The sequence below is a fragment of the Streptomyces sp. NPDC004647 genome (assembly GCF_040609575.1).
Lineage (GTDB): Bacteria > Actinomycetota > Actinomycetes > Streptomycetales > Streptomycetaceae > Streptomyces.
Genome location: NZ_JBEXKU010000026.1, coordinates 56,876 through 83,046, shown reverse-complemented (window position 1 = coordinate 83,046; position 26,171 = coordinate 56,876). Strand labels below are relative to the sequence as shown.

The 26,171-nt window shown below is 71.6% G+C and carries 23 protein-coding genes, 1 pseudogene and 1 riboswitch; of the genes and pseudogenes, 6 read left to right on the top strand and 18 right to left on the bottom strand.

Translation table 11 applies throughout. From position 1 onward, the window contains the following. Positions 1-141 precede the first annotated feature (141 nt). The 4 genes from ABZW18_RS14320 to ABZW18_RS14305 form a co-directional block, all read right to left on the bottom strand. On the bottom strand, positions 142-1,134 hold the full coding sequence (locus ABZW18_RS14320) for a DUF2510 domain-containing protein (protein WP_356186826.1): 993 nt from the start codon (positions 1,132-1,134) through the stop codon (positions 142-144). Positions 1,135-1,419: 285 nt separating this feature from the next. Then, positions 1,420-2,211, bottom strand: coding sequence for a 3-oxoacyl-ACP reductase (locus ABZW18_RS14315; protein WP_356186806.1), 792 nt, complete (start codon positions 2,209-2,211; stop codon positions 1,420-1,422). Then, a complete protein-coding gene (locus tag ABZW18_RS14310; protein WP_356186803.1) occupies positions 2,208-3,578 on the bottom strand; it encodes an aldehyde dehydrogenase family protein in 1,371 nt (456 codons plus the stop codon). The genes ABZW18_RS14315 and ABZW18_RS14310 overlap by 4 nt, the downstream gene beginning before the upstream one ends. Positions 3,579-3,686: 108 nt before the next feature. Next, positions 3,687-5,054, bottom strand: a complete 1,368-nt coding sequence (locus ABZW18_RS14305) for a glutamine synthetase family protein (protein ID WP_356186801.1) — start codon at positions 5,052-5,054, stop codon at positions 3,687-3,689. Between the two features lie 70 nt (positions 5,055-5,124). On the opposite strand from ABZW18_RS14305, the gene ABZW18_RS14300 reads away from it, so the two are divergent. The 3 genes from ABZW18_RS14300 to ABZW18_RS14290 all read left to right on the top strand — a co-directional run bounded on the left by ABZW18_RS14300 (position 5,125) and on the right by ABZW18_RS14290 (position 8,205). Next, on the top strand, positions 5,125-5,868 hold the full coding sequence (locus tag ABZW18_RS14300; RefSeq protein WP_356186798.1) for an FCD domain-containing protein: 744 nt from the start codon (positions 5,125-5,127) through the stop codon (positions 5,866-5,868). Positions 5,869-6,016: 148 nt separating this feature from the next. Continuing rightward, positions 6,017-7,483: an ethanolamine permease gene (gene eat, locus ABZW18_RS14295; protein ID WP_356186795.1), complete on the top strand. Its 1,467-nt coding sequence runs from the start codon at positions 6,017-6,019 to the stop codon at positions 7,481-7,483. Between the two features lie 14 nt (positions 7,484-7,497). Then, a complete protein-coding gene (locus tag ABZW18_RS14290) occupies positions 7,498-8,205 on the top strand; it encodes a gamma-glutamyl-gamma-aminobutyrate hydrolase family protein (protein WP_356186793.1) in 708 nt (235 codons plus the stop codon). 137 nt (positions 8,206-8,342) lie between these two features. Here the strand turns inward: ABZW18_RS14290 and ABZW18_RS14285 are convergent, their stop codons facing one another. Further along, positions 8,343-8,921 (bottom strand): HhH-GPD-type base excision DNA repair protein, encoded by a 579-nt coding sequence (locus tag ABZW18_RS14285; RefSeq protein ID WP_356186790.1) that lies wholly within the window; start codon positions 8,919-8,921, stop codon positions 8,343-8,345. A 345-nt stretch (positions 8,922-9,266) separates the two neighbouring features. Continuing rightward, positions 9,267-9,986, bottom strand: coding sequence for a helical backbone metal receptor (locus tag ABZW18_RS14280; RefSeq protein ID WP_356186788.1), 720 nt, complete (start codon positions 9,984-9,986; stop codon positions 9,267-9,269). A 152-nt stretch (positions 9,987-10,138) separates the two neighbouring features. Next, a riboswitch (cobalamin riboswitch) is annotated at positions 10,139-10,291 on the top strand. A 134-nt stretch (positions 10,292-10,425) separates the two neighbouring features. On the opposite strand from ABZW18_RS14280, the gene metE reads away from it, so the two are divergent. After that, positions 10,426-12,735, top strand: a complete 2,310-nt coding sequence (gene metE / locus ABZW18_RS14275) for a 5-methyltetrahydropteroyltriglutamate--homocysteine S-methyltransferase (protein ID WP_356186785.1) — start codon at positions 10,426-10,428, stop codon at positions 12,733-12,735. Here metE and ABZW18_RS14270 read toward each other — a convergent pair. After that, a complete protein-coding gene (locus ABZW18_RS14270) occupies positions 12,725-13,732 on the bottom strand; it encodes a hypothetical protein (protein WP_356186782.1) in 1,008 nt (335 codons plus the stop codon). The genes metE and ABZW18_RS14270 overlap by 11 nt on opposite strands. 235 nt (positions 13,733-13,967) lie before the next feature. On the opposite strand from ABZW18_RS14270, the gene ABZW18_RS14265 reads away from it, so the two are divergent. Together ABZW18_RS14265 and ABZW18_RS14260 are read left to right on the top strand one after the other, a co-directional pair. Then, positions 13,968-14,873: a 5'-3' exonuclease gene (locus ABZW18_RS14265; RefSeq protein ID WP_356186823.1), complete on the top strand. Its 906-nt coding sequence runs from the start codon at positions 13,968-13,970 to the stop codon at positions 14,871-14,873. A 47-nt stretch (positions 14,874-14,920) separates the two neighbouring features. After that, the gene (locus tag ABZW18_RS14260; protein WP_356186779.1) at positions 14,921-15,811 is read left to right on the top strand and encodes a siderophore-interacting protein; all 891 of its coding nucleotides are present in this window, start codon (positions 14,921-14,923) and stop codon (positions 15,809-15,811) included. Positions 15,812-15,823: 12 nt separating this feature from the next. Here the strand turns inward: ABZW18_RS14260 and ABZW18_RS14255 are convergent, their stop codons facing one another. The 11 genes and pseudogenes from ABZW18_RS14255 to ABZW18_RS14205 all read right to left on the bottom strand — a co-directional run bounded on the left by ABZW18_RS14255 (position 15,824) and on the right by ABZW18_RS14205 (position 26,092). Then, the gene (locus tag ABZW18_RS14255; RefSeq protein WP_356186776.1) at positions 15,824-16,558 is read right to left on the bottom strand and encodes a hypothetical protein; all 735 of its coding nucleotides are present in this window, start codon (positions 16,556-16,558) and stop codon (positions 15,824-15,826) included. Beyond that, a complete protein-coding gene (locus ABZW18_RS14250) occupies positions 16,555-17,250 on the bottom strand; it encodes a hypothetical protein (protein ID WP_356186773.1) in 696 nt (231 codons plus the stop codon). Before ABZW18_RS14250 ends, ABZW18_RS14255 begins: the two co-directional genes overlap by 4 nt. A gap of 170 nt (positions 17,251-17,420) precedes the next feature. Further along, the gene (locus ABZW18_RS14245) at positions 17,421-18,443 is read right to left on the bottom strand and encodes a tetratricopeptide repeat protein (protein WP_356186771.1); all 1,023 of its coding nucleotides are present in this window, start codon (positions 18,441-18,443) and stop codon (positions 17,421-17,423) included. Positions 18,444-18,831: 388 nt separating this feature from the next. Next, on the bottom strand, positions 18,832-21,660 hold the full coding sequence (locus tag ABZW18_RS14240) for a DEAD/DEAH box helicase (RefSeq protein WP_356186768.1): 2,829 nt from the start codon (positions 21,658-21,660) through the stop codon (positions 18,832-18,834). A 45-nt stretch (positions 21,661-21,705) separates the two neighbouring features. Beyond that, positions 21,706-21,921 (bottom strand): annotated as a pseudogene (locus tag ABZW18_RS14235) (sphingosine kinase); the annotation flags it as partial. A gap of 126 nt (positions 21,922-22,047) precedes the next feature. After that, positions 22,048-23,013 (bottom strand): twin-arginine translocase subunit TatC, encoded by a 966-nt coding sequence (tatC, locus tag ABZW18_RS14230; RefSeq protein WP_356186765.1) that lies wholly within the window; start codon positions 23,011-23,013, stop codon positions 22,048-22,050. A 55-nt stretch (positions 23,014-23,068) separates the two neighbouring features. Then, positions 23,069-23,356 (bottom strand): Sec-independent protein translocase subunit TatA, encoded by a 288-nt coding sequence (gene tatA / locus ABZW18_RS14225; protein WP_356186762.1) that lies wholly within the window; start codon positions 23,354-23,356, stop codon positions 23,069-23,071. Between the two features lie 250 nt (positions 23,357-23,606). Then, positions 23,607-23,810, bottom strand: coding sequence for a hypothetical protein (locus ABZW18_RS14220; RefSeq protein WP_356186760.1), 204 nt, complete (start codon positions 23,808-23,810; stop codon positions 23,607-23,609). 99 nt (positions 23,811-23,909) lie between these two features. Continuing rightward, positions 23,910-24,137 (bottom strand): hypothetical protein, encoded by a 228-nt coding sequence (locus tag ABZW18_RS14215; RefSeq protein ID WP_356186758.1) that lies wholly within the window; start codon positions 24,135-24,137, stop codon positions 23,910-23,912. A gap of 16 nt (positions 24,138-24,153) precedes the next feature. Further along, a complete protein-coding gene (locus tag ABZW18_RS14210) occupies positions 24,154-25,116 on the bottom strand; it encodes a WYL domain-containing protein (protein ID WP_356186755.1) in 963 nt (320 codons plus the stop codon). A 22-nt stretch (positions 25,117-25,138) separates the two neighbouring features. Next, entirely contained in the window at positions 25,139-26,092 is a 954-nt protein-coding gene (locus ABZW18_RS14205; protein WP_356186753.1) for a WYL domain-containing protein, read from the bottom strand. Positions 26,093-26,171: the final 79 nt, after the last annotated feature.

The following is a 26,171-nucleotide window of genomic DNA, read 5'->3' as shown; positions in this document are numbered from 1 at the left end:
GCCGGGTGTCCGGTGCCGGGTGTCCGGTGCCGGGTGTCCGGTGCCGGGTGTCCGGTGCCGGGTGTCCGGTGCCGGGTGTCCGGTGCCGGGTGTCCGGTGCCGGGTGTCCGAAAGCACCGCCTCGGGCGGCCGGACCGCAGGTCAGGCAGCGCTGCCCGAGCCGTCTTCCGGGCGCAGGGGTTCAATGCCTTGAGTGATGTTGTCCATGTCCGTGAGCGGCGGTGCCTCCTCGCTCGCGTCGAATCCGAAGCGGACCAGGACCAGCGATTTCCGGTCGGAGGGCGAGGGGAAGACGAGGGACTGGACGTAGCCGTCGTCGCCCTTCTTCGTATCGACCTTCCAGCGCACCAGGTAGCCCTTCTGCCCAGCGACCGTGACAGCCTGGGACTTGACCTGGCGGCGCGACTTCACGCCGCCGTACATGTCCTTGCCGGTCACCGGGTCCTTGCCGTACGAGTCCTGGGCGTTCCTGGAGATGTCCTGCTTGGCGACGCCTTCGGCGGTCCTCGCGTCGTAGCCGACGGCGGTCCTGCTGGAGACACCGCCGCGCACACAGGTCGTCTCGGGGTCCTCCGGACACGGGTACGGACCGATGGTCGCGCCCGCACCGCCCGAGCTGCTGCGGCCCTTCTGCCAGCCTTCGAGCACGGGCAGCCGAATCCCGTTGATCTTGTCCGGTGAGGTGTCCGGCGCTTCGCTCGGCGACGGGCCGACGCCCCCGCCGGCGCCTCCGTTGCCGCCGCCCTGGTCCCCGGGCGTCGGCTGCTGCGGTCCTGCGGTCGGCTGCGCCCCGGCCTGGTCCGAGCCGTCGCCGTCGCCGTTCAGCGCAATGATTCCGCCGACCAGGGCGGTTGCCAGCAGGACGACGACGCCCGAGGTCGCCAGGACCTTGCCGCGCGAGGCGCTCTCATCGGCCTGCGGCTGGTATCCGTACGTCGCGGGGCTGGGCGGCAGCGGGGGGCCGGGAGGCTGCGGTGGGCCGAAGTGGGGCTGCTCCGGCGGTATCTGGGATACGGAGACACCACGTGGTTCGCGGGTGTAGTCGGTCCACGTAGACCCGTCCCACCAACGCTCGAGTGCGGGGTCGGGGCCTGTGTACCCGGGATCTGCGTACCATCCCGGCGGGGTCGTCATGCTCACGCGGTCACCTTATGGCCGAAATCCCACTCAGCGCACCGTCTCCCAACAAGCCGGCCGGCACCCGGACCCCCGTGGTGTCCGGCTGCCGGCGGGCCAGGCCGTGTCCCGTGCCATCGTCACCGGTCGGCCGGCGCCGTCCGGTTCTCCCCCACGGCAAGGCAGTGGGGGCACTCCCCAGCCAACGCCGGGGGACCCCACCCAGCGGTAGCCGGAGGAGAGCGTTCCCGTACGGCGCGCTCGGGCGACCCGGTGGCAACGCGGCGCGGGGCCGCGGGCGGTCTATACCGGCGTGACGTACGCGCCCGCGATGCCACCGTCGACCAGGAACTCGGCGGCGTTGACGAACGATGAGTCATCGCTGGCGAGGAAGGCCACCGCGGAGGCGATCTCCTCGGGCTCGGCGAACCGGCCGACGGGCACGTGCACCATACGGCGCGCGGCCCGCTCGGGGTCCTTGGCGAACAGCTCCTTGAGCAGCGGGGTGTTGACCGGCCCCGGGCAGAGGGCATTGACCCGGATGCCCTCGCGGGCGAACTGCACGCCCAACTCGCGCGACATCGCCAGCACCCCGCCCTTGGACGCGGTGTAACTGATCTGGGAGGTGGCCGCGCCCATCTTCGCCACGAACGACGCGGTGTTGATGATCGAGCCCTTGCCCTGACGCCGCATATAGGGGATGGCGTGCTTGCAGCAGAGGTAGACGGAGGTGAGGTTGACCTCCTGGACGCGCTTCCAGGCGTCGAGCCCGGTGGTGAGGATCGAGTCGTCGTCGGGCGGTGAGATACCGGCGTTGTTGAAGGTGATGTCGATCGAACCGTAGCTGTCGTAGGCGGTCTTGAAGAGCGCCTCGACCTGGTCGGAGTCGGTGACGTCGACCTGGACGAAGAGCCCGCCGACCTCGGCGGCGGCCGCCTTGCCCGCGGTCTCGTCCAGATCGGCGCACACGACGTTGGCACCCTCGGAGGCGAGCCGTCGCGCGGTGGCCAGGCCAATGCCGCTGCCCGCTCCGGTGATGACGGCGGTACGGCCGACGAGGCGGCGGCACTGGGAGGTCGTCTGCTCGGTCGTCACTTGCTCTCCTCGGTGCTGATGAACACGTTCTTGGTCTCGGTGAAGGCGGTGAGCGCGCCGGGGCCCAGCTCCCGGCCGAGTCCGGACTCGCCGAAGCCCCCGAAGGGGGTCGAATAGCGGACGCTGCTGTGCGAGTTGACGGACAGGTTCCCTGCCGCGACGGCACGGGAGACACGGATCGCACGGCCGACGTCACGGGTCCACAGGGAGCCCGAGAGGCCGTACGGGGTGGCGTTGGCGAGGCGTACGGCGTCGGCCTCGTCCTCGAAGGGCAGCACGACCGCGACCGGGCCGAAGATCTCCTCGACGGCCGTACGGTCATCGGGCGTTTGGGGGGTGAGGACGGTCGCGGGGTACCAGAAGCCCTTGCCGGCCGGGGCCTCGCCTCGGATGGCGGCGGGGGCGTCCTCGGGGACGTAGGACCGTACGCGCTCCAGCTGGACGGCGGAGATCAGCGGGCCCATCTGCGTGGCCGGGTCGGCCGGGTCCCCGACGGTGAAGGCGCGGACACCGGGCTCCAGCAGCTCCATGAAGCGGTCGTACACGCGGCGCTGCACCAGGATGCGGGTGCGGGCGCAGCAGTCCTGGCCGGTGTTGTCGAGGAAGGAGCCGGGGGCGGCCTGCGCCGCCTGCTCGATGTCGGCGTCGGCGAAGACGATATTGGGGCTCTTGCCGCCGAGTTCGAGCGTCACCCGCTTCACGCTCACCGCGCATTTGGCCATGATCCGCTTGCCGACGGCGGTGGAGCCGGTGAAGACGATCTTGGCGACGCCGGGGTGCCCGACCAGGGCGTCGCCCGCGACGGCCCCCTCCCCCGGCAGCACCTGGAAGAGGTCCTCGGGGAGTCCGGCCTCGAGCGCGAGTTCCGCCAGTCTCAGCGCGGTGAGCGGTGTCGTCTCCGCGGGCTTGAGCAGGACGGCGTTGCCCGCCGCGAGGGCGGGCGCCATGCCCCAGGCGGCAATGGGCATAGGGAAGTTCCACGGCGCGATGACGGCGACGACGCCGAGGGGTTCGTGGAAAGTGACGTTCAGGCCGCCCGCCACCGGGATCTGGCTGCCGTTCAGCCGCTCCGCTCCGCCGGCCGCGTAGTCGAGCAGGTCCCGGACGTTGCCGGCCTCCCAGCGCGCGTTGCCGATGGGGTGGCCCGCCTCGCGGACCTCGAGCAGCGCCAGCTCCTCGAGGTGTTCGTCGACCGCGACGGCGAAGCGGCGCAGCAGCCGGGCCCGGTCGCCGGGGGCGAGCCCGGCCCAGCCGCGCTGGGCCTTCGCGGCCCGGGTCACGGCGGCGTCGACATCCCGCGCCGTCGACGCCGTGACCGTGGCGACCAGTTCCTCGGTCGCCGGGTTGAGTACGTGAAGCTCCTGCACGTCAGCTCCCTCTGGCCCTTCTGTCCCTCTGGTTCGCTCCGCCGCTCCCGGCGGGTCTGGGCCGTGCCGGGGCGGGTGGGCCCGGCACCCCGGCCCCGCTCGGCCCGGTCACATCCGCTCGAAGGATCGGAACCGCTCCCAGTCCGTGACGGCGGAGTCGTACGCCTCCTGCTCGATGCGGGCCATGTTGAGGTAGTGGGCGACCATGTCGTCGCCGAAGGCCGCTGCGGCGATCGGGCTGGCCGCCCACAGCTCGGCGGCCTCGCGGAGCGTGACCGGGACGTGTTCGGCGTCGCCGTTGTATGCGTTGCCGGTGCACTCCTCCGGCAGCTCCAACTCCTGCTCGATGCCGTGCAGTCCGGCCGCGACCATGCCCGCCACGGCGAGGTACGGATTGACGTCGCCGCCCGGGAGGCGGTTCTCGAAGCGGTGGGAGTGTCCGTGGCCGATGACGCGCAGAGCACAGGTGCGGTTGTCGGGCCCCCAGGCGACGGCGGTGGGGGCGAAGGAGCCGGGCCGGAAGCGCTTGTAGGAGTTGATGTTCGGTGCGTAGAGCAGGGTGAAGTCGCGCATCGCGGCCATCTGTCCGGCGAGGAAATGCCGCATGGTCTTCGACATGCCGTACGGGGCCTGCTCGTCGGCGAAGACGGGCTCCCCGAACTCGTCGCGCAGCGAGAGGTGGATATGGCAGGAGTTGCCTTCGCGCTCGTCGTACTTCGCCATGAAGGTGAGCGACATGCCCTCCTGCGCGGCGATCTCCTTGGCACCGGTCTTGTAGACGGCATGCTGGTCGCAGGTGGTGAGGGCGTCGTCGTAGCGGAAGGCGATCTCGTGCTGGCCGAGGTTGCACTCCCCCTTCGCCGATTCGACGGTCATGCCGGCGGCGCCCATCTCGTTGCGGATGCGGCGCAGCAGAGGCTCGACCCGCCCGGTACCGAGGACGGAGTAGTCGACGTTGTACTGGTTGGCCGGGTTCATTCCGCGGTAGCCGCGGGTCCAGGCGTCCTCGTAGGTGTCCTTGAAGACCATGAATTCGAGCTCGGTGCCGGCGTACGCGGTCCAGCCGTGCTCGGCGAGCCGGTCGAGCTGGCGGCGCAGCACCTGGCGCGGGGAGGCGACGACCGGGGAGCCGTCGTGCCAGGCCAGGTCGGCGGTGAGGAGGGCGGTGCCGGGGTTCCACGGGGTACGGCGCAGCGTGTCCGTGTCCCCGTGCATGGCGAAGTCCCCGTAGCCGCGCTCCCAGGAGGACATGGCGTAGCCGTCGACGGTGTTCATGTCGGCGTCCACGGCGAGGAGGTAGTTGCACCCCTCGGTGCCGTGGTCGAGGGCGTCGTCGAGGAAGAACCGGGCGGCGAACCGCTTGCCCTGGAGCCTTCCTTGCATATCGGTGAAGGCGAGGACGACAGTGTCGATCTCCCCGGCATCGACGAGCCTTCTCAGTTCGTCGACGGACAGCGGGGGTGTGCGGTCAGCCACGGGAATGCCTCCTGTTGATGCCGGAGGCCATAAGGTAATCCTGCAGACCTTTGATTGGGAAGAGGTGACGATGGGCGACATCCAGGAGTCGGGCGACACGGACCGGCTGGCGCCGGTGCTGCGGCCGGTGCGGGCCGGCAACGGCTTCGAGGAGGCCCTGGAGCAGATACTCCAGGTCGTCCGGCTCGGGCTGGTGGCGTACGGCGAGCGTCTTCCTGCGGAGCGTGAGCTGGCCGACCGGCTGGGGGTCAGCCGGGTGACGCTCCGCGAGGTGCTGAGGGTGCTCCAGGACCAGGGCCTGGTGGAGAGCCGGCGGGGGCGGTACGGCGGGACGTTCGTACGGCAGCGCCCCGAGGTCGCGGGCGGCGCCGCCGGGGAGGAGCTGCGGCGGCGCATCGAGAAGGTCGACGTCGAGGACACCCTGCGGTTCCGGGAGGTGCTGGAGGTGGGCGCGGCCGGGCTGTGCGCGGCGCACGGGCTGTCCCCGGAGCAGGCCGGCCGGCTGCGGGAGGCGCTCGCCGCGACGCACGACGCCCCGCTGGCGGACTACCGACGGCTGGACACGATGCTGCATCTGACCGTGGCGGAGCTGTGCGGCTCGCCGTCCCTGGCCTCCCAGTACGCGGCCGTACGGGCGACCGTCAACGATCTGCTGGACTGCATCCCGCTGCTGGTGCGCAATCTGGAGCACTCGCAGCAGCAGCACATCGCGCTGGTCGACGCGGTGCTGGAGGGGGACGCGGACGGGGCGCGCGAGGTCATGCGGGAGCACTGCGCGGGCACGGCGGCCCTGCTGCGCGGATTCCTCGCGTGAGCACGGCCGAGGCGTTTTCGTCACCAACTTCGGGGGTCCGGGGGTCGCTCCCCGGAAAAATGCAGCACGCAAGACCCTTGCGCCCCCCGACCGTCGAGGACAAAGGTATGCCCCCACACCATTGACCCCGTCAGGTCAGGAGCGGCTCATGACCGAAGGCACCGAGTCCCGTATCGCACCCCCCTCGGAGGCCGGGGGCACCTCCCCCGAGGACCGCTATCTGGAGAAGCGCGCCTTGCGCCGGGGCAGCGCCGGCTGGCTGCTGCTGACCGGTCTCGGTGTGGCCTATGTCGTCTCCGGCGACTTCGCGGGCTGGAACTTCGGCCTGGCGGAGGCCGGGTTCGGCGGCCTCGCCATTGCCGCCGTCCTGATGGGCCTGATGTACACGTGTCTGGTCTTCGCCCAGGCCGAGATGGCCGCGATCCTGCCGACGGCGGGCGGCGGCTACGGCTTCGCGCGGCGCGCGCTGGGCACCTGGGGCGGCTTCCTCACCGGCACCGCGATCCTCATCGAGTACGTTCTCGCGCCCGCGGCCATTTCGATCTTCATCGGGGACTACGTCGAGTCGCTGAAGCTCTTCGGTCTGGAATCCGGCTGGCCGGTCTACCTCGCCTGCTTCGCCGTCTTCATCGGGATCCACCTGTGGGGCGTCGGCGAGGCACTGCGCTTCAGCTTCGTCGTCACCGGCATCGCGGTCGCAGCACTGCTGATCTTCGCGGTCGGGGCGTTCATGGAGTTCGACGCGGGCGGCCTGAACGACATCCCGGTCGACCAGGGCGCCTTCGGCTCCAGTTCCTGGCTGCCGTTCGGTGTGCTGGGCATCTGGGCGGCGTTCCCGTTCGGGATGTGGTTCTTCCTGGGCGTGGAGGGAGTGCCGCTGGCGGCCGAGGAGACCAAGGACCCCGCGCGCTCGCTGCCGAAGGCCATGGCGATCTCCATGGGCATCCTGCTGGTGCTCGCCCTGGTCACCTTCCTCGCGGCGACCGGCGCGCGCGGCTCGGCGGCGGTGCAGGAGGCGGGCAACCCGCTGGTGGAGGCGCTCCAGGGCGGCGGCGAGCCGACCCCGCTCAGCCGGTTCGTCAACTACGCGGGGCTGGCCGGTCTGGTCGCCTCCTTCTTCTCGCTGATCTACGCCGGGTCGCGCCAGCTGTTCGCCCTCTCCCGGGCCGGCTACCTGCCGCGCTTCCTGTCGCTGACCAGCCGCCGCAAGGCCCCGTACCTCGGCCTGCTGGTGCCGGGCGCGATCGGCTTCTCGCTGGCCGCGGCGACCGGCGACGGCGCCCGGATGCTCAATGTCGCCGTCTTCGGAGCGACCATCTCCTACGCTCTGATGGCGCTGTCGCACATCGTGCTGCGGCGCCGCGAGCCCGAACTGCCGCGGCCGTACCGGACTCCCGGCGGAATCGTCACTTCCTCAGTAGCGTTCGCATTGGCGTGCTCCGCGCTGGTGGCCACCTTCCTGGTGGACAAGGACGCGGCGTTCATCGCCCTGGGTGTATATGTGGTCGCCCTCGGCTACTTCGCCTTCTACTCCCGGCACCGTCTCGTCGCCGCCGCTCCGGAGGAGGAGTTCGCGGCACTGGCCGCCGCCGAGGCCGAACTGACACGCGACTGACCGGAGGAAAGCTCGTGCCCAAGCCGCTCATCGGCATCAGTACGTACCTGGAGTCCTCGGTGCGCTGGGGCGTCTGGCACCAGTCCGCGGCGCTGCTGCCCGCCGGGTACCACCGGCTCGTACAGCGCGCCGGCGGGCTGGCGGCCATGCTGCCGCCGGACGCGCCGGAGACGGCCGCGGCGGCGGTGGAACGGCTGGACGGTGTGGTCATCGCGGGTGGTCCGGACATCGAGCCGGTACGGTACGGGGCCGCGCCCCACCCGCGGACGGGCCCGGCCGGGCCGGAACGGGACGCCTGGGAACTCGCCCTGATCGAGGCGGCGCTGGCGGCGGGCAAGCCGCTGCTCGGCATCTGCCGGGGGATGCAGCTGCTCAACGTCGCGCTGGGCGGAACGCTGGTGCAGCATCTGCCCGAGTCGGTCGGGCACGACGGCCACTGCGGCGCGCCCGGGGTCTTCACGCCGCACGAGGTGAAGCCGGTGCCGGGGACGCTGCTGGACAAGGTGCTGCCGGAGGCCGTGGCCGTACCGAGCTACCACCACCAGGCGGTGGACCGGCTCGGCCGCGGTCTGCTGGCGTGCGCCCACGCGGAGGACGGCACGCTGGAAGCGGTGGAACTGGCGGACGGTGACGGCTTCGTCCTGGCCGTGCAGTGGCACCCGGAGGCGGGTGAGGACCTCCGGGTGATGCAGGCACTGGTCTCGGCCGCGCGGTCCCTCTAGGTCTCTGTGTCCAGTAGGTCGTCTGTCCGGGCGTCAGGGCAGGTCGACCGTCGGGCGTCAGGGCCTCGGCGAATTCGAGGGCCTCAGGTCTGCACAGCGCGTCCGTTACGAGCACCGCCCGGGTAGCGCGGCGGGGCTCATGCCTTCTTGGCGGCCCGTTTGACCTCTTGCTTGTGGGCGCGGACCTTGTCCAGCGACTCGGGCCCGGTGATATCGGCCACCGAGCGGTACGAACCCTCCTCGCCGTAGGAGCCCGCCGCCTCACGCCACCCCTCGGGCGTCACTCCCAACTGCTTGCCCAGCAGCGCCAGGAAGATCTGGGACTTCTGCTTGCCGTAACCGGGCAGCGCGTTCAGCCGGTCGAGGAGTTCCTTGCCGGAGCCGACATCCCGCCACACCGCGGCCGGGTCGCCGTCGTAGTGATCGACCAGGTACTGGCACAGCTGCTGCACCCGCTTGGCCATGGACCCGGGGTAGCGGTGCACGGCGGGCTTGGCCGACAGCAGCGCGGCGAAGTCGTCCGGATCGTAGGCGGCGATCTCGTGCGCGTCCAGATCGTCGGAACCCAGCCGCTGCGCGATCGTGTACGGGCCGGTGAAGGCCCACTCCATGGGAACCTGCTGATCGAGAAGCATGCCGGTCAGGGCGGCCAGCGGGCTGCGGCCGAGCAATGCGTCGGCCTCCGGCTGCTGTGACAGCCGAATGGTGATGTCCATGGCTGGTCAGGGGTGTGGCATCCGTCAGCCGGAGCCGCTCCCCCATCCCCCTTTCCGTTCCGAACGTGCGGTTGCGTCCCTGGTCGGGCGAACCGGGCTTCGATCCTGCGGGCCCGGCCTCGCGACGGTCCCGCCAGATCCAGGATGGGCCATCCGGCACCGGGTGACCAACGGATCCGCCCGCGTCACTCTGCCGTCCTGCTGTCCCGCTGTTCCGCTGCCCCACCGTCCCGCCGTCCCGCCGTCCCGCCGTCCTGCCGTCCCGCTGTCCTGCTGTCCTGCTGTCCTGCTGTCCTGCTGTCCTGCGCCGGCAGCCCGCCGGCCGTACCCCACGTGCGCGGCCGCTCAGCCGCGAGCTGCCCGCAGCGCCGCGCCGAGCACCGCGGGCGCTTCGGCCAACGACGGTCCGTACCAGGTCAGATGGCGGCCGCTGACCAGCGCCGACGGCAGCTCGGGGAACGCCTCCGGACCGTCGTCCACGGTGAAGCGGTAGGGCTCGTCGGGGAGAACGGCGAGATCGGCCCCCGCCGCGGACAGCTCCTCGAGCGGAATGCGCGGGTAGCGGTCGGCGTGCCCGGCGTACGCATTCTCGACGCCGAGCCGGGCCAGCAAATCGCCCGCGAAGGTGTCCCGGCCGAGCACCATCCACGGCCGCCTCCAGACCGGCACGATCGCGGTCCGGCGTTCGGACGGAGCCCGTACGTCCCGCCAGGCGGCCTCCGCCTCCGCCAGCCAGCCGGGCCGGGCCAGCCCGCAGCCGTCGACCAGGACCCGCTCCAGCTCCGCGAACGCCTGCTCCAGGGTGCGGACTTCGGTGACCAGGACATCCAGCCCCGCGTCCCGCAGCGCGGCCAGATCGCCTTCCCGGTTCTCCTCCTCGTTGGCGATCACCAGGTCCGGAGCGAGGGCGACGATCGCGGGCACGTCCGGGTTCTTGGTGCCCCGGACCCGTACGACGTCGAGATCCGACGGATGGCTGCACCAGTCGGTCGCGGCGACCAGCAGCCCGGGCGCGGTGACGGCCACGGCCTCGGTGAGCGAGGGGACGAGCGAGACGACGCGCATACCGGCGACCCTACGGCGCCGGACCGGCCGGCACCCGTACGCATCCCGGCCGGCATCCCGTTCGTATTCCGAGCGGCTGATCCCGGGTCCGTGGTGCGGCGGTACGCTGGCCGTGCAGCTGGTTCGCCCCGCCCGCCAGGCGGGAGCGTCGCAAGAGGGAACCCGGTGAAAATCCGGGACTGCCCCGCAGCGGTGAGTGGGAACGACCGCCGTCATCAGCACTGGACGCCAGACGTCCGGGAAGCGACGGCCAGTAGGTGCCGTACCTCGTCATGGGGAAGGCGCGCCCGCGAGTCCGAAGACCTGCCACTGCCCGCGCCCCGGCCATGGGGTGCGGCGAACCGGGACCTCGAGGGCGGGTCGGCGGTGGCAGGGCGTCATGGGCCTGTCCCCCATCCGCCTTCCCGAGGTCGCTCAAGAACTCGCGAAGGAGAGTTCCGTGACCGATGCGAACACCGCACGCGTGCGGGCCACCCTGCACGGCTACCCGCGGCAGGGGCCCGACCGGGAACTGAAGAAGGCCGTCGAGGGCTACTGGTCCGGGCGGGCCACCGAGGACGAACTGCTGTGCACGGCAGCCGCGTTGCGCGCCGCCGCCCGGCAGGAGCTCCGGGACGCGGGCATCGACGAGATCCCCACCGGCGACTTCTCCCTCTACGACCATGTGCTGGACACCGCCTGGGCCGTCGGAGCCGTTCCGGCCCGGCACCGGGCCGCCGGGCTCGGCGAGCTGGACACGTACTTCGCCATGGCCCGCGGCACCTCGGAGGTGCCGCCGCTGGAGATGACCAAGTGGTTCGACACCAACTACCACTATCTCGTCCCCGAGTTGAGCCAGGACACCGTCTTCACCGCCGACTCGCGCAAGCAGACCGGCGAGTTCATCGAGGCCAGGGAGGAAGGGCACACCGCCCGGCCGGTGCTGCTCGGCCCGGTCAGCTTCCTGATGCTGTCCAAGCCGGGCCCGGACGCGGACGCCGGATTCGAGCCGCTGACCCTGCTGGACCGGCTGCTTCCGGTGTACGCGTCGCTGCTGGCGGATCTGGCCGAGGCAGGCGCCGGGTGGGTGCAGCTGGACGAGCCCGTACTCGTACAGGACCAGCCGGGCTCGGTACTCGGCGCCACCGCGCGCGCCTACCGCGACCTGTGCGCCGTACCCGGGCGGCCCAAGCTGCTCGTCGCCTCGTACTTCGACGCGCTCGGCGAGGCGCTGCCGGTGCTCGTCGGCTCGCCTGTCGAGGGCCTGGCCCTGGACTTCACCGGACCGGCCGCGGCGAATCTCGCCGCGCTCGCAGCCAACGGCGGACTGCCCGGCCGCCGCCTCGTCGCCGGTGTCGTCGACGGCCGCAATATCTGGGCCACCGACCTGGAGAAGGCACTGGGCACGCTCGCCACCCTCCTGGGTCTTGCCGAGCGGGTCGACCCCGCGCCCTCGTGCTCGCTGCTGCACGTACCGCTGGACGCCGCCGCCGAGCGCCACCTCGACCCTCAGGTGACCCGCTGGCTGTCCTTCGCCCGGCAGAAGACGGCCGAGATCTCGGTGCTCGCCCGCGCCCTGGACGAGGGCCGGGAGGCCGTCGCCCCGCAGTTCGCCGCGGCCCGCGCCGCGCTCGCCTCCCGCGAGGGCTCCGCCCTCACCAAGGACCCCGCCGTACGGGCCAGGAGCGCCGCCGTCACGGACGCCGACACCCGGCGCCCGCAGCCGTACGAGCGGCGGACGGCCGCCCAGCGCGCCCGGCTCGCCCTGCCGCCGCTTCCCACGACCACCATCGGCTCCTTCCCGCAGACCGCCGAACTGCGCGCCGCCCGGGCAGGGCTGCGCTCCGGGCGGCTCAGCGAGGACGGCTACCGGGAGCGGATCGCCCAGGAGATCCGGGATGTGATCGGCTTCCAGGAGAAGGCCGGCCTGGACGTACTGGTGCACGGCGAACCCGAACGCAACGACATGGTGCAGTACTTCGCCGAGCAGTTGGACGGCTTCCTGGCCACCCGGCACGGCTGGGTCCAGTCCTACGGCACCCGCTACGTCCGGCCCCCGGTCCTCGCCGGGGACGTGTCCCGGCCCGCGCCCATGACGGTGGACTGGATCCGCTACGCCCAGTCCCTGACGGAGCGTCCGGTCAAGGGCATGCTCACCGGGCCGGTCACCATGCTCGCGTGGTCCTTCGTCCGCGACGACCAGCCGCTCGCCGAAACCGCCCGGCAGGTGGCGCTCGCCCTGCGCGACGAGATCGCCGACCTGGAGGCCGCGGGCACCTCCGTCATCCAGGTCGACGAACCCGCGCTGCGCGAACTGCTGCCGCTGCGCCGGGCCGCCCGGCCCGGATATCTGGAGTGGGCCACCGAGGCGTTCCGGCTCACCACCGCCGGGGTGCGGGCCGACACCCAGGTGCACACCCATATGTGCTACGCGGAGTTCGGCGAGATCCTGTCCGGCATCGAGGAACTGGACGCCGACGTCATCAGCCTGGAGGCGGCACGGTCCCGGATGGGCATCGCCGGCGAACTGGCCGAGGCCGGCTACCCGCGCGAGGTGGGTCCGGGGGTGTACGACATCCACTCGCCGCGGGTCCCCTCGACCGGGGAGATCGCGGACCTGCTGCGGCAGGCGCTGGCGGCGGTCCCGGCCGAGCGGCTGTGGGTCAACCCGGACTGCGGGCTGAAGACCCGCTCCCCCGAGGAGGTCGCGGCAGCTCTGGAGCACATGACCGCGGCGGCCCGTCAGGTGCGCGGGACGCTCACAGGGTGACGTAGTAGAGGAGCTGCCCCGTCTCGCCCGGGGCAGCTCCCTCGCGCGGTATGAAGACGCTGACGAGCAGCGACGGGCGGCCGTCGGGAGCGGTGAGCAGCGTGGCGGAGGGGTTGGCGAAAGCGGTGCTTCCGGCGTGGGTACGGATCCGCGCCCGGTCGGCGCCGCCCGCGGCCGGGTCGTAGACATAGGTGCCCCAGCTGCCGAAGTCCCCCTCGCGGCGCTGGCCTTCGATCAGCAGCAAGGCGCTGCCGCGGTAGTGGAGGAGGTCGCGGTCGCCGATGTTGCCGCCGGTGCCGTGGGCGAGCAGGGCCGTGTCCAGGCGGCGGTCGGGGCGGGTCTGCCAGGTGGTGAAGCCGGAGAGGGTGGCGCGCAGTTCGCGGTCGGTGCCGCAGTCGGCCCGGTAGTGGCCGGTGAGTTCGACGACGGCCGCCCGGGGGCCACGGATCTCGCTGATGGCGGGGGTGCCCTCGGAGCAGCTGGAGAGAGTCCGCGGGGCGTCGTGCGACCGGTCGGCACGCCCGGCCAACAGGGCGGCGGCGCCCGGGTAGTGCCGTACGGCGAAGTGGTTGTACGGGTCCTGCTCCCAGGCGAGGACGAAGCCGCCGTCGGGGCCCTGTGCGAGGGTCGGCTGGGAGCTGCCGGGGCCGAAGTCGTGCCGCCGGTGCCAGTGCAGCAGGTCCTGGGAGGTGGCGACGGCTGCGTGGAAGCGGCCGTCGCCGAGACGTGAGTGGTAGACGGCCAGGTACCGGCCGTCGGCGGCCTGGACAATCTTGGCCGCGTCCATGCGGCGGCCCGTGCCGTCGACGGCGCCGTAGCGGTGGCCGCGGGCGGCGGTCACCTCCTCGACGAGGCCGCGGAGCGCACCCCGGTCGGCGTCGCTGGGCCGGAGGGCGGCGTCCGCGGGGCGGAGCACGGCGAGCCCGGCCCCGGTGAGGACCAGCAGGACGGCGAGAAGCCCCGCCAACCGTCCGAGGTGGCGGGGGGCGTGGCTCATGCTGGGTTCCAGACTCCGTGTCGGAAGGCGGTGTGCGCCCTCGTCGTTGAAATCGCGGCTGGTCCACTCCGGGTGTCGGGTCCCCGGCGCTGCTCGACGCAAACCCCCGCGGAGGCACCATGCGCAACTGTCGGACGTTCACCGGCGCCGTTCTCACATGACACATCGTCCGTATTGTCTTCCCGACGATGTGCGGCGGCCGGTAGGGCATCATCTGGGTGTGACCCGACGCCTGATGCTTCTCGACACCGCCTCCCTCTACTTCCGCGCCTACTTCGGGGTACCGGATTCGGTCAGAGCGCCCGACGGCACACCGGTCAACGCGGTGCGCGGGCTGCTGGACTTCATCGCCCGGCTCGTCCAGGACCACCGCCCCGACGACCTGGTCGCCTGCATGGACGCCGACTGGCGCCCGCACTGGCGGGTCGAGCTGATCCCCACGTACAAGGCGCACCGCGTCGCGGAGGAGGTGCCGGAGGGCTCCGACATCGAGGAGGTTCCCGACACCCTCTCCCCGCAGGTTCCGGTGATCGAGGACGTACTGGACGCGATCGGGATCGCCCGGGTGGGCGCGCCGTCGTACGAGGCGGACGACGTGATCGGCACACTGACCGGCCGCGCGTCCGGCCCGGTCGACATCGTCACCGGTGACCGCGATCTCTTTCAGCTGGTCGACGACGTGCGCGGGGTGCGCGTCCTCTATCCCGTCAAGGGCGTCGGCACCCACCAGAGGGTGGACGAGGCGTGGCTGCGCGAGAAGTACGGCGTGGACGGCGCGGGGTACGCGGATCTGGCGCTGCTGCGCGGCGACCCGAGCGACGGCCTGCCGGGCGTCCCCGGCATCGGCGAGAAGACCGCGGCCAAGCTCCTCGCCGCGTACGGCGACCTGGCCGGGATCCTGGCCGCCGCCGACGAGCCGTTCTCGAAGCTGACCCCCACCCAGCGCAAGCGGCTGCACGAGGCGCGTGACTACCTCGCCGTAGCGCCGAAGGTGGTACGCGTCGCCTCGGACGTACCGCTGCCGGACTTCGACCCGGCGCTGCCCCGCACTCCGCGCGAACCGGCCGGCCTTGACGCGCTCGCCGCCCGGTGGGGTCTCGGCGGGTCGCTGGAGCGGTTGATCTCCACGCTTCGAAGCTGATCTGTTAGGTTAGGCATACCTAACTCAGCGAGGCAGGGGAGGCCGCAGTGGCAGATCGTCCCGTACGCAGAAAGCCGAAGCTCAACCGTGCCGAGGTGGTGCGGACCCAGCGGCTCACGCCGCACATGGTGCGCGTGGTGCTGGGCGGCTCGGGCCTGGACGGCTTCGACGCGGGCGAGCACACGGACCACTACATCAAGCTGCTCTTCCCGGTCGAGGGGGTGGCCTACCCCGAGCCGTTCGACATCGAGGCGGTCCGCCGCGACATGCCGCGCGACCAGTGGCCGCGGACCCGGACGTACACCGTGCGCAGCTGGGACCCGCAGGCGCGCGAGCTCGCCGTGGACTTCGTGATCCACGGTGACGCAGGGGTCGCCGGACCCTGGGCCGCGCGGGTGCGGCCCGGCGAAGAGGTCCTGTTCCTGGGGCCCGGTGGCGACTACGCCCCGGACCCCGCGGCGGACTGGCACCTGCTCGCCGGCGACGAGAGCGCTCTGCCGGCCATCGCCGCCGCTCTGGAGCGGCTGTGCGGGCAGGCTCCGGAGCCGCGGGCCGCGAACGCGACCGTCCGCGCCTTTGTGGAGGTGGCCGCGCCGGAGGAGGAACAGGAGCTGGCCGTACCGGCGGGCGCGGAGATCGTCTGGCTGCACCGGGGCGCGGCGCCGGCCGGCACCGCGCTCGTACCGGCGTTGCGTTCCCTGGACTTCCCGGAGGGCGACGTGCAGGCCTTCGTACACGGCGAGGCGGGCTTCGCGAAGGAACTCCGACGCCATCTGCGGATCGAGCGGGAGGTGCCGCGGGAACGGCTGTCGATCTCCGGGTACTGGCGGAGCGGGCACGACGAGGACGGCTGGCAGGCGTCCAAGCGCGAGTGGAACCAGCAGGTGGAGAAGGAGCAGGAAGCCACTGCCGCCGTCTCTGCCGCCTCCTCCGGGTGAGCTCCTGGGGCATCACGGCCTGACGGAACCGCTCGGCGGGCACTCGGGTTTCCAGTGCGGGGCCAGCACGTGCACCGGGGTGGCCTCCGGTTCACGGCCGTCCGGATGGAAGGTACGCATGGTGGTCTCCGCGGTCACCCGGAGGTCCCAGTCGGGAGAGGCACGGTGGCTGCCGCAGACGACGTCGGCGGTCAGCCGCCAGTCGATGAGTCCGCGTTCGTCGGTGAGCGGGGCGAGCACGATCCGTACGGTGGTGCCGGCGGCGACCCGCAGAGGAAGCCGGAACACCGGCCGCACGGGCTCGCCGTGCTTGTCGAGAGCGGCGCGCACGAGCGGCGGAGTCTCGTCCAGGAACACCTCCGCGTCCGGGATCTCCATGGGCCGGTAGCGTTCCAGACCGCGTCGGCGTGCCTCCGCCAAGTCCTCGGAGTAGGAGATTCCGGGGCCGGGCTGGGGCAACAGGTTCACTCCGTCGGGCTTCAGCGGGCCGCGGCGGACCACCTCGGCGCGCAAGCCGTGCAGGACGGCGTCCACAGCACCGTGGGCCGCCAGGTCGAGGTACACGTTGTGGCCGGTGACGGGGATGAGTAAGGGTTCGGGGCCCACGGTGGTGCTCGGGGCGAGGACGACGGAGACGTGGCTGAGCGCGCTGACCCGTGCCGCGAAGGTCTCGTCGTCCCGGGCACGGCCGTGGTCCGATCCCCGCTCCCGCCCCCGGTTCGCCGCACGCCGACGCCGCCATCTCATGCCTCGTCCTCCCAACTCAGGCCGCGCGGTGGCCGGGCCACCGTTCGGAACGGATGCCCCGCGATGTCCACTCTCGTGGTGCCGGAGCGCCGGTCGCACACCCAGTCCAGCTCCAGCACCCACGTCACGTGCCAGCGCGCGGTCTCGGCCCGCAGCTCGAACGTCTCGGGATCGTCCGGGCCGACCTTGTACGAGAACGCGGGCGGGGTGTCGGGGCCGCGCGGCTCCAGCCGGGGCGGGTCCTCATCGAGCAGCACGGTGTAGGCGCGGACGGGCATCACCCCGGCATGCGGCGACAACTCCCCCCGAGGAGGCCGCCGTTCGAGTACCACAGCCCGGAGCCCGGCCAGGACGACGGTCCGGTCCGGTGCCATGACGTGCAGCCGTACGGTGTGCCCGCTCACCGGAACGGTGCGCTGCGGCTCGCCGGTTCCAGCGGGCACGTAGACATAACTGGCGTCCGAGATGGTGACGTGGAAGTCGAGGGGGTCGCCGCGGGGGATCCGCCGCTGCCGGCGGACGGTCTCCTCCACCAAGGCGGCGGTGACCACCGCGCTCAGGGCCGGGGCGAGCCACTCGGGAGCGGAGTCGGAGACCCACAGAGCCACCGCCGCGGCGGCGCCGACCGCGACGGCCACCGCACCCGCGCGCACTCCGGCGCGGCCACCTCTCACTCTGTCTCCGAGTGACACGGCGGCTCCTGTCTGCCGGACGGGTCGGCGCGGCGCCGACCAACCTGCCACGCCCGGCAGCCGGACCACAACCACTTCCCCGGTCACCCGGAGCCGATGCTTCTCCGGCTGCTCCTCACGAGGTCGGGGAGTCGCGGGATCGTGAAGACTGTCCGGCCACGTCCGGGCTTTCACACGGCGTGGGCCGGATTCTCCATCTCGGCGCGGAACTTCTCGACGCTGCTCCGGGCATGGAGGAGCCCGATCCGGTCGAACGTACGGTGCAGTTCCTCGAGTTCGGCCAGGGTCTCCGTGGCCGAACGCCCCAGCCGGGCCCGGGCCTTGACGAGCCCGAGCCGGGACAGCGCCTCGCCCCGCAGCTCTTGGATCGCCCGGAACTCGCACAGTGCGCCCGCGTAGACCTCACGGGCCTGCTCGTAACGACCGGCGCGGAACAGCACGTTGCCCTGCATCTTGTGGTTGTACGCCAGCGCGCTCGACAGATCCATCGCCCTGCAGACGCCCTCGGCCTCGGTGAGCAGCTCCAGTGCGCGCTCCGGACGACCTTGGAGGGACAGCACGTCGGCTATGCCGCGCAGCGCCCAGGCACGGCCGCGGGCGTCGTCCGCATTGCCGGCGATCTCCGCCGCCTCCCGGAACATCGCCAGCGCCTCGTCGTACGAGCCGGTGTTGCGGTGCATCTGCGCGATGCCCTCGAGCGCCCACACCATGTGGCGGGCCTCGCCGTACTCCCGGGCCTCCGCGAGCAGTTGCTCGTGCAGCTCGCCGACCGCCGCGTAGTCGCCCTGGATCCGGCCGGTTTCGGCCAGCCCGGCGACCGAGTAGCCGCGGGCCGTCCTGTCGCCGCCCTGTTCGGCCAACTCGGCTGCCGCCGCCAGCCAGCGCCGGGCGAGAGCGAGCCTGCCGCACTGGCGGGCCAGTGTCCCGCCGCTCCACAGTGCCCAGGCCATCGCTCCCTTGTCGCCGGCCCGCCGGGCGGCTCGATAACTCTCCCGCCAGGCCTGCTCGGCGTCGGCCACCCGTCCGAGACGCCGGTTCGCCTCGGCGACGGCGAGCCCGGCCCGCGCGTACTCCAGCACCGACTGGCGCTGTTCCTCGCTCGCTCGGGCCAGCACTTCCTCGTACGAGGAGTTGACGGAGAGGGAGGAGCCGAGGGCGCCTTGGTACTCGGGGGCGAAGGCCTTGCCGTACATGTATCCCTGTCTTCCTGATCGCTGCTGTATCGATCAAGAAACTACGAGATGGGAGGTGTTCGCCGAATCACTCCACGCGCTGGTTGTGGTGTCAGACCGAGGCATGACAGCGGCTGAGCGGTTGTCATCTCGCAGATGTATCCCGGAGATCGCTCCCCTAAGGGGAGGGGCCGTCACCTCCTACGGACCGCCGGACGCGAGCGGCAGGCGCCGGGCCTCGAGCGGCGTGTGCCGGGCGGCGGCATCCACGCAGCCTTGACCGGATGACGGCCCCGGCGATTCCACGCGCAGTCCGCCCCGGCGATTCCACCGCGCAGCCGGCCGGTGTTCCGGACACCGCCGCCGAGCCCCGGCTCTGTGCCCGGGCTCGGCCCACCACCAGGGCCGCTCAGCCCACCGAGGAGTAGGCGACCACCCCGCGCAGCAGTCCGTCGACCGCCCGCCGGGCGTTCTTCCGGACCGGGCTGCCGTCCGGGGCGGCCTCGGCGATCTGCCCGAGCACATCGATAACCTGCTTGCACCAGCGCACGAAGTCTCCGGCGGGCATCTCCGCCTCACGCAGCACCTCGTCCAGCCCGTGCCCGGACGCCCAGCGGTACGCCGCCCAGGCGAAGCCCAGATCCGGCTCGCGCTGTCCGACGCCCTCCGTCTGGTTGATCCGGTGCTCCTCCTCCTTGGCGTCCAACCGGCCCCAGATACGGACCATTTCGGCAAGCGCCTGTTTGGCATTGCCGGTCGGCAGCTTCGGGGGCAGCGCGTCGTCGGCGGCCCTGGCCTCATAGACCAGCGCCGACGCGCAGGCCGCCAGCTCGGCCGGCTTCAGCGCGTCCCAGACACCCTCACGCAGGCACTCCGAGGCGAGCAGGTCCAGCTCGCCGTAGAGCCGGGCCAGCCGTCGTCCGTCCTCGGTGACCTCGTCCCCGCGCAGATAGCCGAGGTCGGACAGCAGCGCGTACACCCGGTCGAAGGTCCGGGCGATGGTGTTCGTACGGCCCTCGATGCGCCGCTCCAACTGCCGGGTGTCGCGCTGCAGCCGCTGATGGCGCTCGGCCCACCGGGCGTGGTCCTCGCGCTGGTCGCAGCCGTGACACGGATGCGCGCGGATCTCCGCGCGCAGCCGGGCGATCTCACGGTCGTCGGCCGCCGCCGAGCGCTGCTTGCGGTGCCGCTCCGGGGAGATGTGCCCGGCCTTGCTGCGCAGCGCGGACGCGAGGTCGCGCCGGGACTGGGGGCTGCGCGGATTGAAGGACTTGGGGACCCGCATCCGCTCCAGCGGCTCGACCGGCACCGGGAAGTCGATCGGGGCGAGCCGCTTCACCTGGCGCTCCGCGGTGAGAACCAGCGGCCGCGGGCCGTCGTGGTGCTCGAAGCCGCGGTGACCGTTGGCGCGTCCCGCCGGCAGCCCCGGCTCCAACACCAGTGCCAGACCTGCGAACTTGCCCGTCGGGACGTGGATGACGTCGCCGGTCTTGAGCTTCTCCAGGGCGGTGGCCGCGGCCGCCCGCCGCTGTGCGGCCCCCTGCTTGGCGAGCTCGGTCTCCCGGTCCTTGAGGTTGCGGCGCAGCTGCGCGTACTCCTCGAAGTCGCCGAGGTGGCAGGTCATCGAAGAGAGGTAGCCCTCCAGGCCCTCCTCGTTCTTCTGCACCTGGCGGGAGATGCCGACCACCGAACGGTCCGCCTGGAACTGCGCGAAGGAGGTCTCCAGCAGTTCACGGGAGCGGTGCCGGCCGAACTGGTGGACCAGATTGACCGCCATGTTGTACGACGGCTTGAAGGAGGAGCGCAGCGGATACGTGCGCGTCCCGGCCAGCCCCGCCAGAGCGGTCGGATCCATGGCCCGCTGCCACAGCACCACCGCGTGGCCCTCGACATCGATACCGCGCCGCCCGGCGCGGCCGGTGAGCTGGGTGTACTCGCCGGGGGTGATGTCGGCGTGCTGCTCGCCGTTCCACTTGACCAGCTTCTCCAACACCACCGACCGCGCGGGCATGTTGATGCCCAGGGCCAGCGTCTCGGTGGCGAAGACGGCCTTGACCAGGCCGCGGACGAACAGCTCCTCGACGATCTCCTTGAAGGCGGGCAGCATGCCGGCGTGGTGCGCGGCGATGCCCCGCTCCAGGCCCTCCAGCCACTCGAAGTAGCCCAGCACATGGAGGTCTTCGTCGGGGATCGTGGCGGTGCGCTCCTCGACGATGCCCCGGACCTCGCTGCGCGCCTCCGCGTCGTTCAGCCGCAGACCCGCGTGCAGGCACTGCTGTACGGCGGCCTCGCAGCCGGCCCGGCTGAAGATGAAGGTGATGGCGGGCAGCAGGCCCTCGGCGTCGAGCCGGTCGATGACCTCGACACGGCTCGGCGTCCAGATTCTGGAGCGCTGACGGCGCTCGCGCTCGCGGTCCGCCTCCCGCACCATCTTGCCGCGGCGGCGTTCCCTCGGGTTGTACGTCCGGGAGTTCTCCATCCGGGCCAGCCGCACGAGATCGGGGTTGACCTCGCGTCTCCCGCCGCCCGGCGCACCGTCCTTGGCGTCCTTCTCCTCGAAGAGGTCGTACATCCGGCGGCCGGCCAGCACATGCTGCCAGAGCGGGACGGGCCGGTGTTCGGAGACGATCACCTCGGTGTCGCCACGTACGGTGTCCAGCCAGTCACCGAACTCCTCGGCGTTGGAGACCGTGGCCGACAGCGAGACGAGGGTCACCGACTCCGGGAGGTGGATGATGACCTCCTCCCAGACAGCGCCCCGGAAGCGGTCGGAGAGGTAGTGCACCTCGTCCATGACCACATATCCGAGCCCGATCAGGGCCTGCGAGCCCGCGTAGAGCATGTTGCGCAGCACCTCGGTGGTCATCACGATCACCGGGGCGTCGGAGTTGACGCTGTTGTCGCCGGTCAGCAGCCCGACCTTCTCCGGGCCGTAGCGCCGGACGAGGTCGTTGTACTTCTGGTTCGACAGGGCCTTGATGGGCGTGGTGTAGAAGCATTTGCGGCCCTGGGTGAGGGCCAGATGGACGGCGAACTCGCCGACGATCGTCTTTCCGGAGCCGGTGGGCGCTGCTACCAGCACGCCTTTTCCGGCTTCCAGGGCTTCGCACGCGTCGATCTGGAACGGATCCAGCTCGAAGTCGTACATCTCGCGGAAGGGGGCGAGCGCGGTGTTCTGCTCGGCATTGCGGATCCGGGCAGCGCTGTAGCGCTCAGCAGGGGACATGTCGTCGGTCATCGTGTCTACGAGACTACCGGCCGCCTCTGACAGCGGTCGCGATCATTAATGCCCGGGAACCAGGACCCGTACCGCCCCGGGCACGGCCTCGGCGGTCAGGGGCAGCGCGCCGAGCGGTTCACCGTCCGCGTACCCGGTGATCCCCTCCGCTTCGAGGGTGGCTCCGGCGGCCCGGTGCACCGTGACCGCGGGGTGGCCGAGGTGTGTCCCCTGGTAGACGCGCGGAAAGACCTGCAGCAGGGTGGAGCGGCTGCACGGTCCGTACGGAGAATCCGGCGTCCCGCAACGCCCGCGCCGCGGGCTGCGCGGCACGCGCGCCCCGCCCACGGACGGCGGTGGGGTTGACGAAAAAGAGTGATCTCGCTGGTCACCCGCGGACTTACAAGGTCAGGTGGCGTCGTCGAAACCGTTCTGCGGGGGCCGGCTGCCGTTCACCTGACCACCCGTTCCCTCCGGCAGCGCGCCGCCCGGGGCGACCGGTTCGATCTCGCCGACGGCCTCCGGGGTCAAGTCCAGTTCGGAGGCTTCGTCGTCGTCGGGCCCCGCGGCTTCGCGGCGTGCCCGGCGCCGGTCGTTGAGCAGGGAGACACCGACGGCCGCGAAGTACAGCAGGGTCACCGGTCCTGCCAGGGCGAACATCCCCACCGGGTCGGTGCTGGGGGTGGCGACGGCGCCGAAGAGGGTGATGCCCATGACCATGGCACGCCACCAGCTGAGCATCCGCCGGCCGGTGACCACGCCACCGAGGTTCAGCAGCACCAGGAGCAGGGGCAGTTCGAAGGCGAGTCCGAAGACCACGACCATGCGGGTCAGCAGGTCCAGGAAGTCGTCGAGCGGCAGCAGGTTCTTGGCGGGGGCGGGGGTGAAGTCCAGCAGGACTTCGGCGGTGGTCGGCAGGATCATGTAGGCGAAGAAGGCGCCGCCGACGAAGAGCGGGACACCGGCGCCGACGAAGAAGAGAGAGTACTTCTGCTCGTGCCGGTGCAGGCCGGGCGCGAGGAACGCCCACAGCTGGTAGAGCCAGATCGGGGTGGATACGACCAAGCCGGTCATGAAGGCGACCTTGAGCATGATCGTGAAGGGCGAGAGCAGACCGTTCACCGTGAAGTCGGCGCAGCTGCCGCCAGTGCCCAACGACAGATCGATCTTCGTGCTGGGGTCGCAGCCGACCGAGTCCAGCACCGGCTGCATAAGGAAGCTGACGATGTCCTTGTAGAAGAACAGCGCGACGATCGTCACGAGGCAGATCGCCCCAACCGACATCAGCAGCCGATTGCGCAGCTCACGCAGGTGCTCCGCGAGAGGCATCCGCCCCTCGGGGTCCTTCTCCTGCTTGCGGGCAGACTTGAGCAACCCACATCCTCACTCGTACGGCGAGCCGTCACCGGCCGCCTGGAAACGGCTCCGGTCAGCGCTGTGTCGTACGGTCGTTCGGCTCGGCCACGGGACGCGAGCTGGTCACGTCCCCGGGAGCGGCCTTGATCGTACGTGGCGAGGTCTGGCCCGTCTGGTCCGCGGGTGGGTCGGCGGGAGCCGCATCGTTGCTCTCGGACTTCATGGCCTTGGCCTCGCTCTTGAGGATCCGGGCCGACTTGCCCAGGGAACGGGCCATGTCCGGAAGCTTCTTCGCGCCGAACAGCAGAATGATGACGACCAGGATGAGAACGATCTCGAAGGGGCCGAGCCTTCCGAACATAAGCGTTTACCTTCTCACCGAGGCGGCTGGAGTGGGGCTGCCGGCCTTCGGACACATATCCGTCCGACTGCCGTGCTGGCAGCGATCGTAACGTGCAGGGGTAAACGCTGGGCAATCCCTCTGCGTACTCCCGGTTGCAGCCCGCGCCTCGCTCTGTGGGCCACTGGAGCAGCGTACCGTCCGGGCCCGTGAAGTCGGAGACCGCACCAGCTCACGCCAGGCTTCGCCAGGCGTTCACCGGCCATGTTGCTCAGTCGCCGTGCAGGGTCCTGGCCTTCGAGGCGAGCGGGACGGCGGACTGCTCGAGGTCCTCCGCGGCGCGCGTGATCCGCTCGGAGCTCTCCCCGACCTGACGCGCCAGGCGCCGCACTTCGATGCAGACCCGGATCGCGAGTACGCCGAGGACGGCGATTCCGCAGAAGGCAAGGGCGGCGGCAAGCATGGGCCAGAGCATGGGGTGAGCCTAGTGGAGCGCATGGGGCAGGTGAGCCGCAGGCATCAGCTGAGGCGCAAGCAGGCGTCGACGGAAGGCGTAACCAGGAGGGGCCGAGGGTCAGGTCGAGTGCAACCGGAGGGTACGAACGCCCCCGCCCGTCAGCAGCTCCACGATCCGCTCCCCCGCCGGTCTACGGACGGTCTCTCCGCAGTCGGGGCAGGTGAAGGAGTAGAAGGTGGTGCGGTGGCTGGCGCCGATCGCCAGCCGGAGGGCGTCGGAAGCCAGCTCGAACCGGCCCCGGCAGTCCGGGCAGGCGGCTTTGAAGATCACCGCAGTGGGCACCATCCGTCCGGGGTTCCCTTCACTCGCCGTAGGCCACGAGGGCTTCGCGGGCCGCTTGCCGTGCGCTGTCCGCCAGGTCCTGGGGGGAGACGATGCGGCCGTCCCCGCCGAGCCGCAGCGCGAGGCGGCGCAGCGAGGCCGGTTCGGGGGTGCGCAGCGTGATCCGCAGACCGCCGTCGGGCCGTTCCTCGGCGCTGTCGTGCGGGTAGTACTCGGCGACCCACCGGCCGCCCGGCCCGACCTCGACGACCACCTCGGGATCCTCGGCCGCGGGCTGGACCAGCCCTTCGGACAGGTCGCGCAGCTCGATGGGCGGCGGGTCGGCGGGCTCGTCGAGCAGCCGGATCTCGGCGACCCGGTCGAGCCGGAAGGTGCGCCGGGCCTCGGAGAGCCGGCACCAGGCCTCGACATAGGTGTGGCCGACGGCGAACAGCCGGATCGGGTCCACCTCGCGGTCGGTGAGCTCATCGCGCGCGGGCGAGTAGTAACGCAGCCAGAGCCGCCGCCGCTCGGAGATCGCCCGGTCGACTTCCGCGAAGACCCCGCCCTCGGATTCGAAGGTCACCGAGAGCCGGGAGCTGGCGCCGGCGGCCTCGCCCGCCGCCCCCTCCAGCTTGGCGGTGGCGCGCAGCAGCGCCTGCCGGTCGCCCTCGCGGAGCCCGGGGAGCGTGGCGACGGCGCGGGCGGCGACCAGCAGGGCGGTGGCCTCGTCGGCGGCCAGCCGCAGCGGCTCCCCCGAGTTGCTGCCGACGGCGTCGGGGTTGTGCCACCAGATACGGTCGCCGTCGGTGTCGATGTCCAGCAGGTCGCCGCCGCGGAAGCTCGTGCCGCACATCGGGAGCACATCGAGGTCGGCGATGAGCTCGTCCTCGGTGATGCCGAAGGCGCGCGCGACGTCACCGACGCGGGCACCGGGCCGCTCGCGCAGATAGGTCACCAGGGACAGCATCCGGCGGGTCTGGTCGATCGCGTTGGTTGCCATGAGCTTCTCTTCCGCGTCCCTTTCAGCCCTTGGCCACGGCGCGCAGCCGGTCCACTACGTCGGCCCGCAGCTCCGTGGGTTCCAGTACGACGACATCGGGGCCGAACTCCACGAGCCAGGCGTCGAGTCCGTGCCCGTACGGGATCTCCAGCTCGTCCCAGCCGTCGCCCGCCGCGCGGGTGCTGAGCGCGCGGGCGCGCAGCGGATAGCCCGCACCGGCCCGCAGCCGGATGCGGGCGGTGCCGGTCGCGGTCTCTCCCGCCCAGCTCTCGACGGTCTCGCGGACCGTGACGTGATCGGGCACGGGCGCGGTGAAGGCGGCGGCCCGGGAGCGGACCCTGCCGGTGATCCGGGAGAGCCGGAAGACCCGCTCCGCCCCGCGGTCACGGTCCCAGCCCGCCAGGTACCAGTGGCCGCGCCAGCACTCCAGGGTCCATGGCTCGACGTGCCGGGTCCCGGGGCGGGCCGCCGTGGCCTTGCGGTAGTCGAAGACGACGGGGCGGCGGTCGCGGCAGGCGAGCATCAGCGGTTCGAAGGCGCTCTCATGAGCCGGGATCCGCGGTTCGAGGGCGCTGTGTCCCTCGTACGGGTCCTCGGCGAGGGGCATACCGGCGGCGCGCAGCTTCTGCAGGGCGCCGCTGGCGGCTCCGGCGAGCCGGGCCTGCTGCCAGACCTTGGCGGCGAGGCCGAGGGCGGCGGCCTCTTCGGCGTCGAGAGCGACGGGCGGGAGGCGGTTGCTGTCCCGGCGGGCGAGATAGCCGGTGTCGTTGTCGAGGCCTTCGACGGTCTCGATGACGAGGCCGAGTTCGCGCAGGTCGTCCTTGTCGCGCTCGAACATGCGGTTGAAGGCGTCGTCGCTCGCGGCCTCCATGTACGCCTCGATGGACGCCCGCAGCTCACGCTTGCTGAGCGGCCGGCCGGTCCCGAGCAGGCACAGCGCCAGATTCATCAGCCGCTCGGCCTTGGCAATGGCCATCGAAGCCCTCTCCGGTTGTGTTTCCGCACCGATGACCGTACCGGTCCGGGGACCGGGGGCAAAAGCGAGCAGCCCTGCC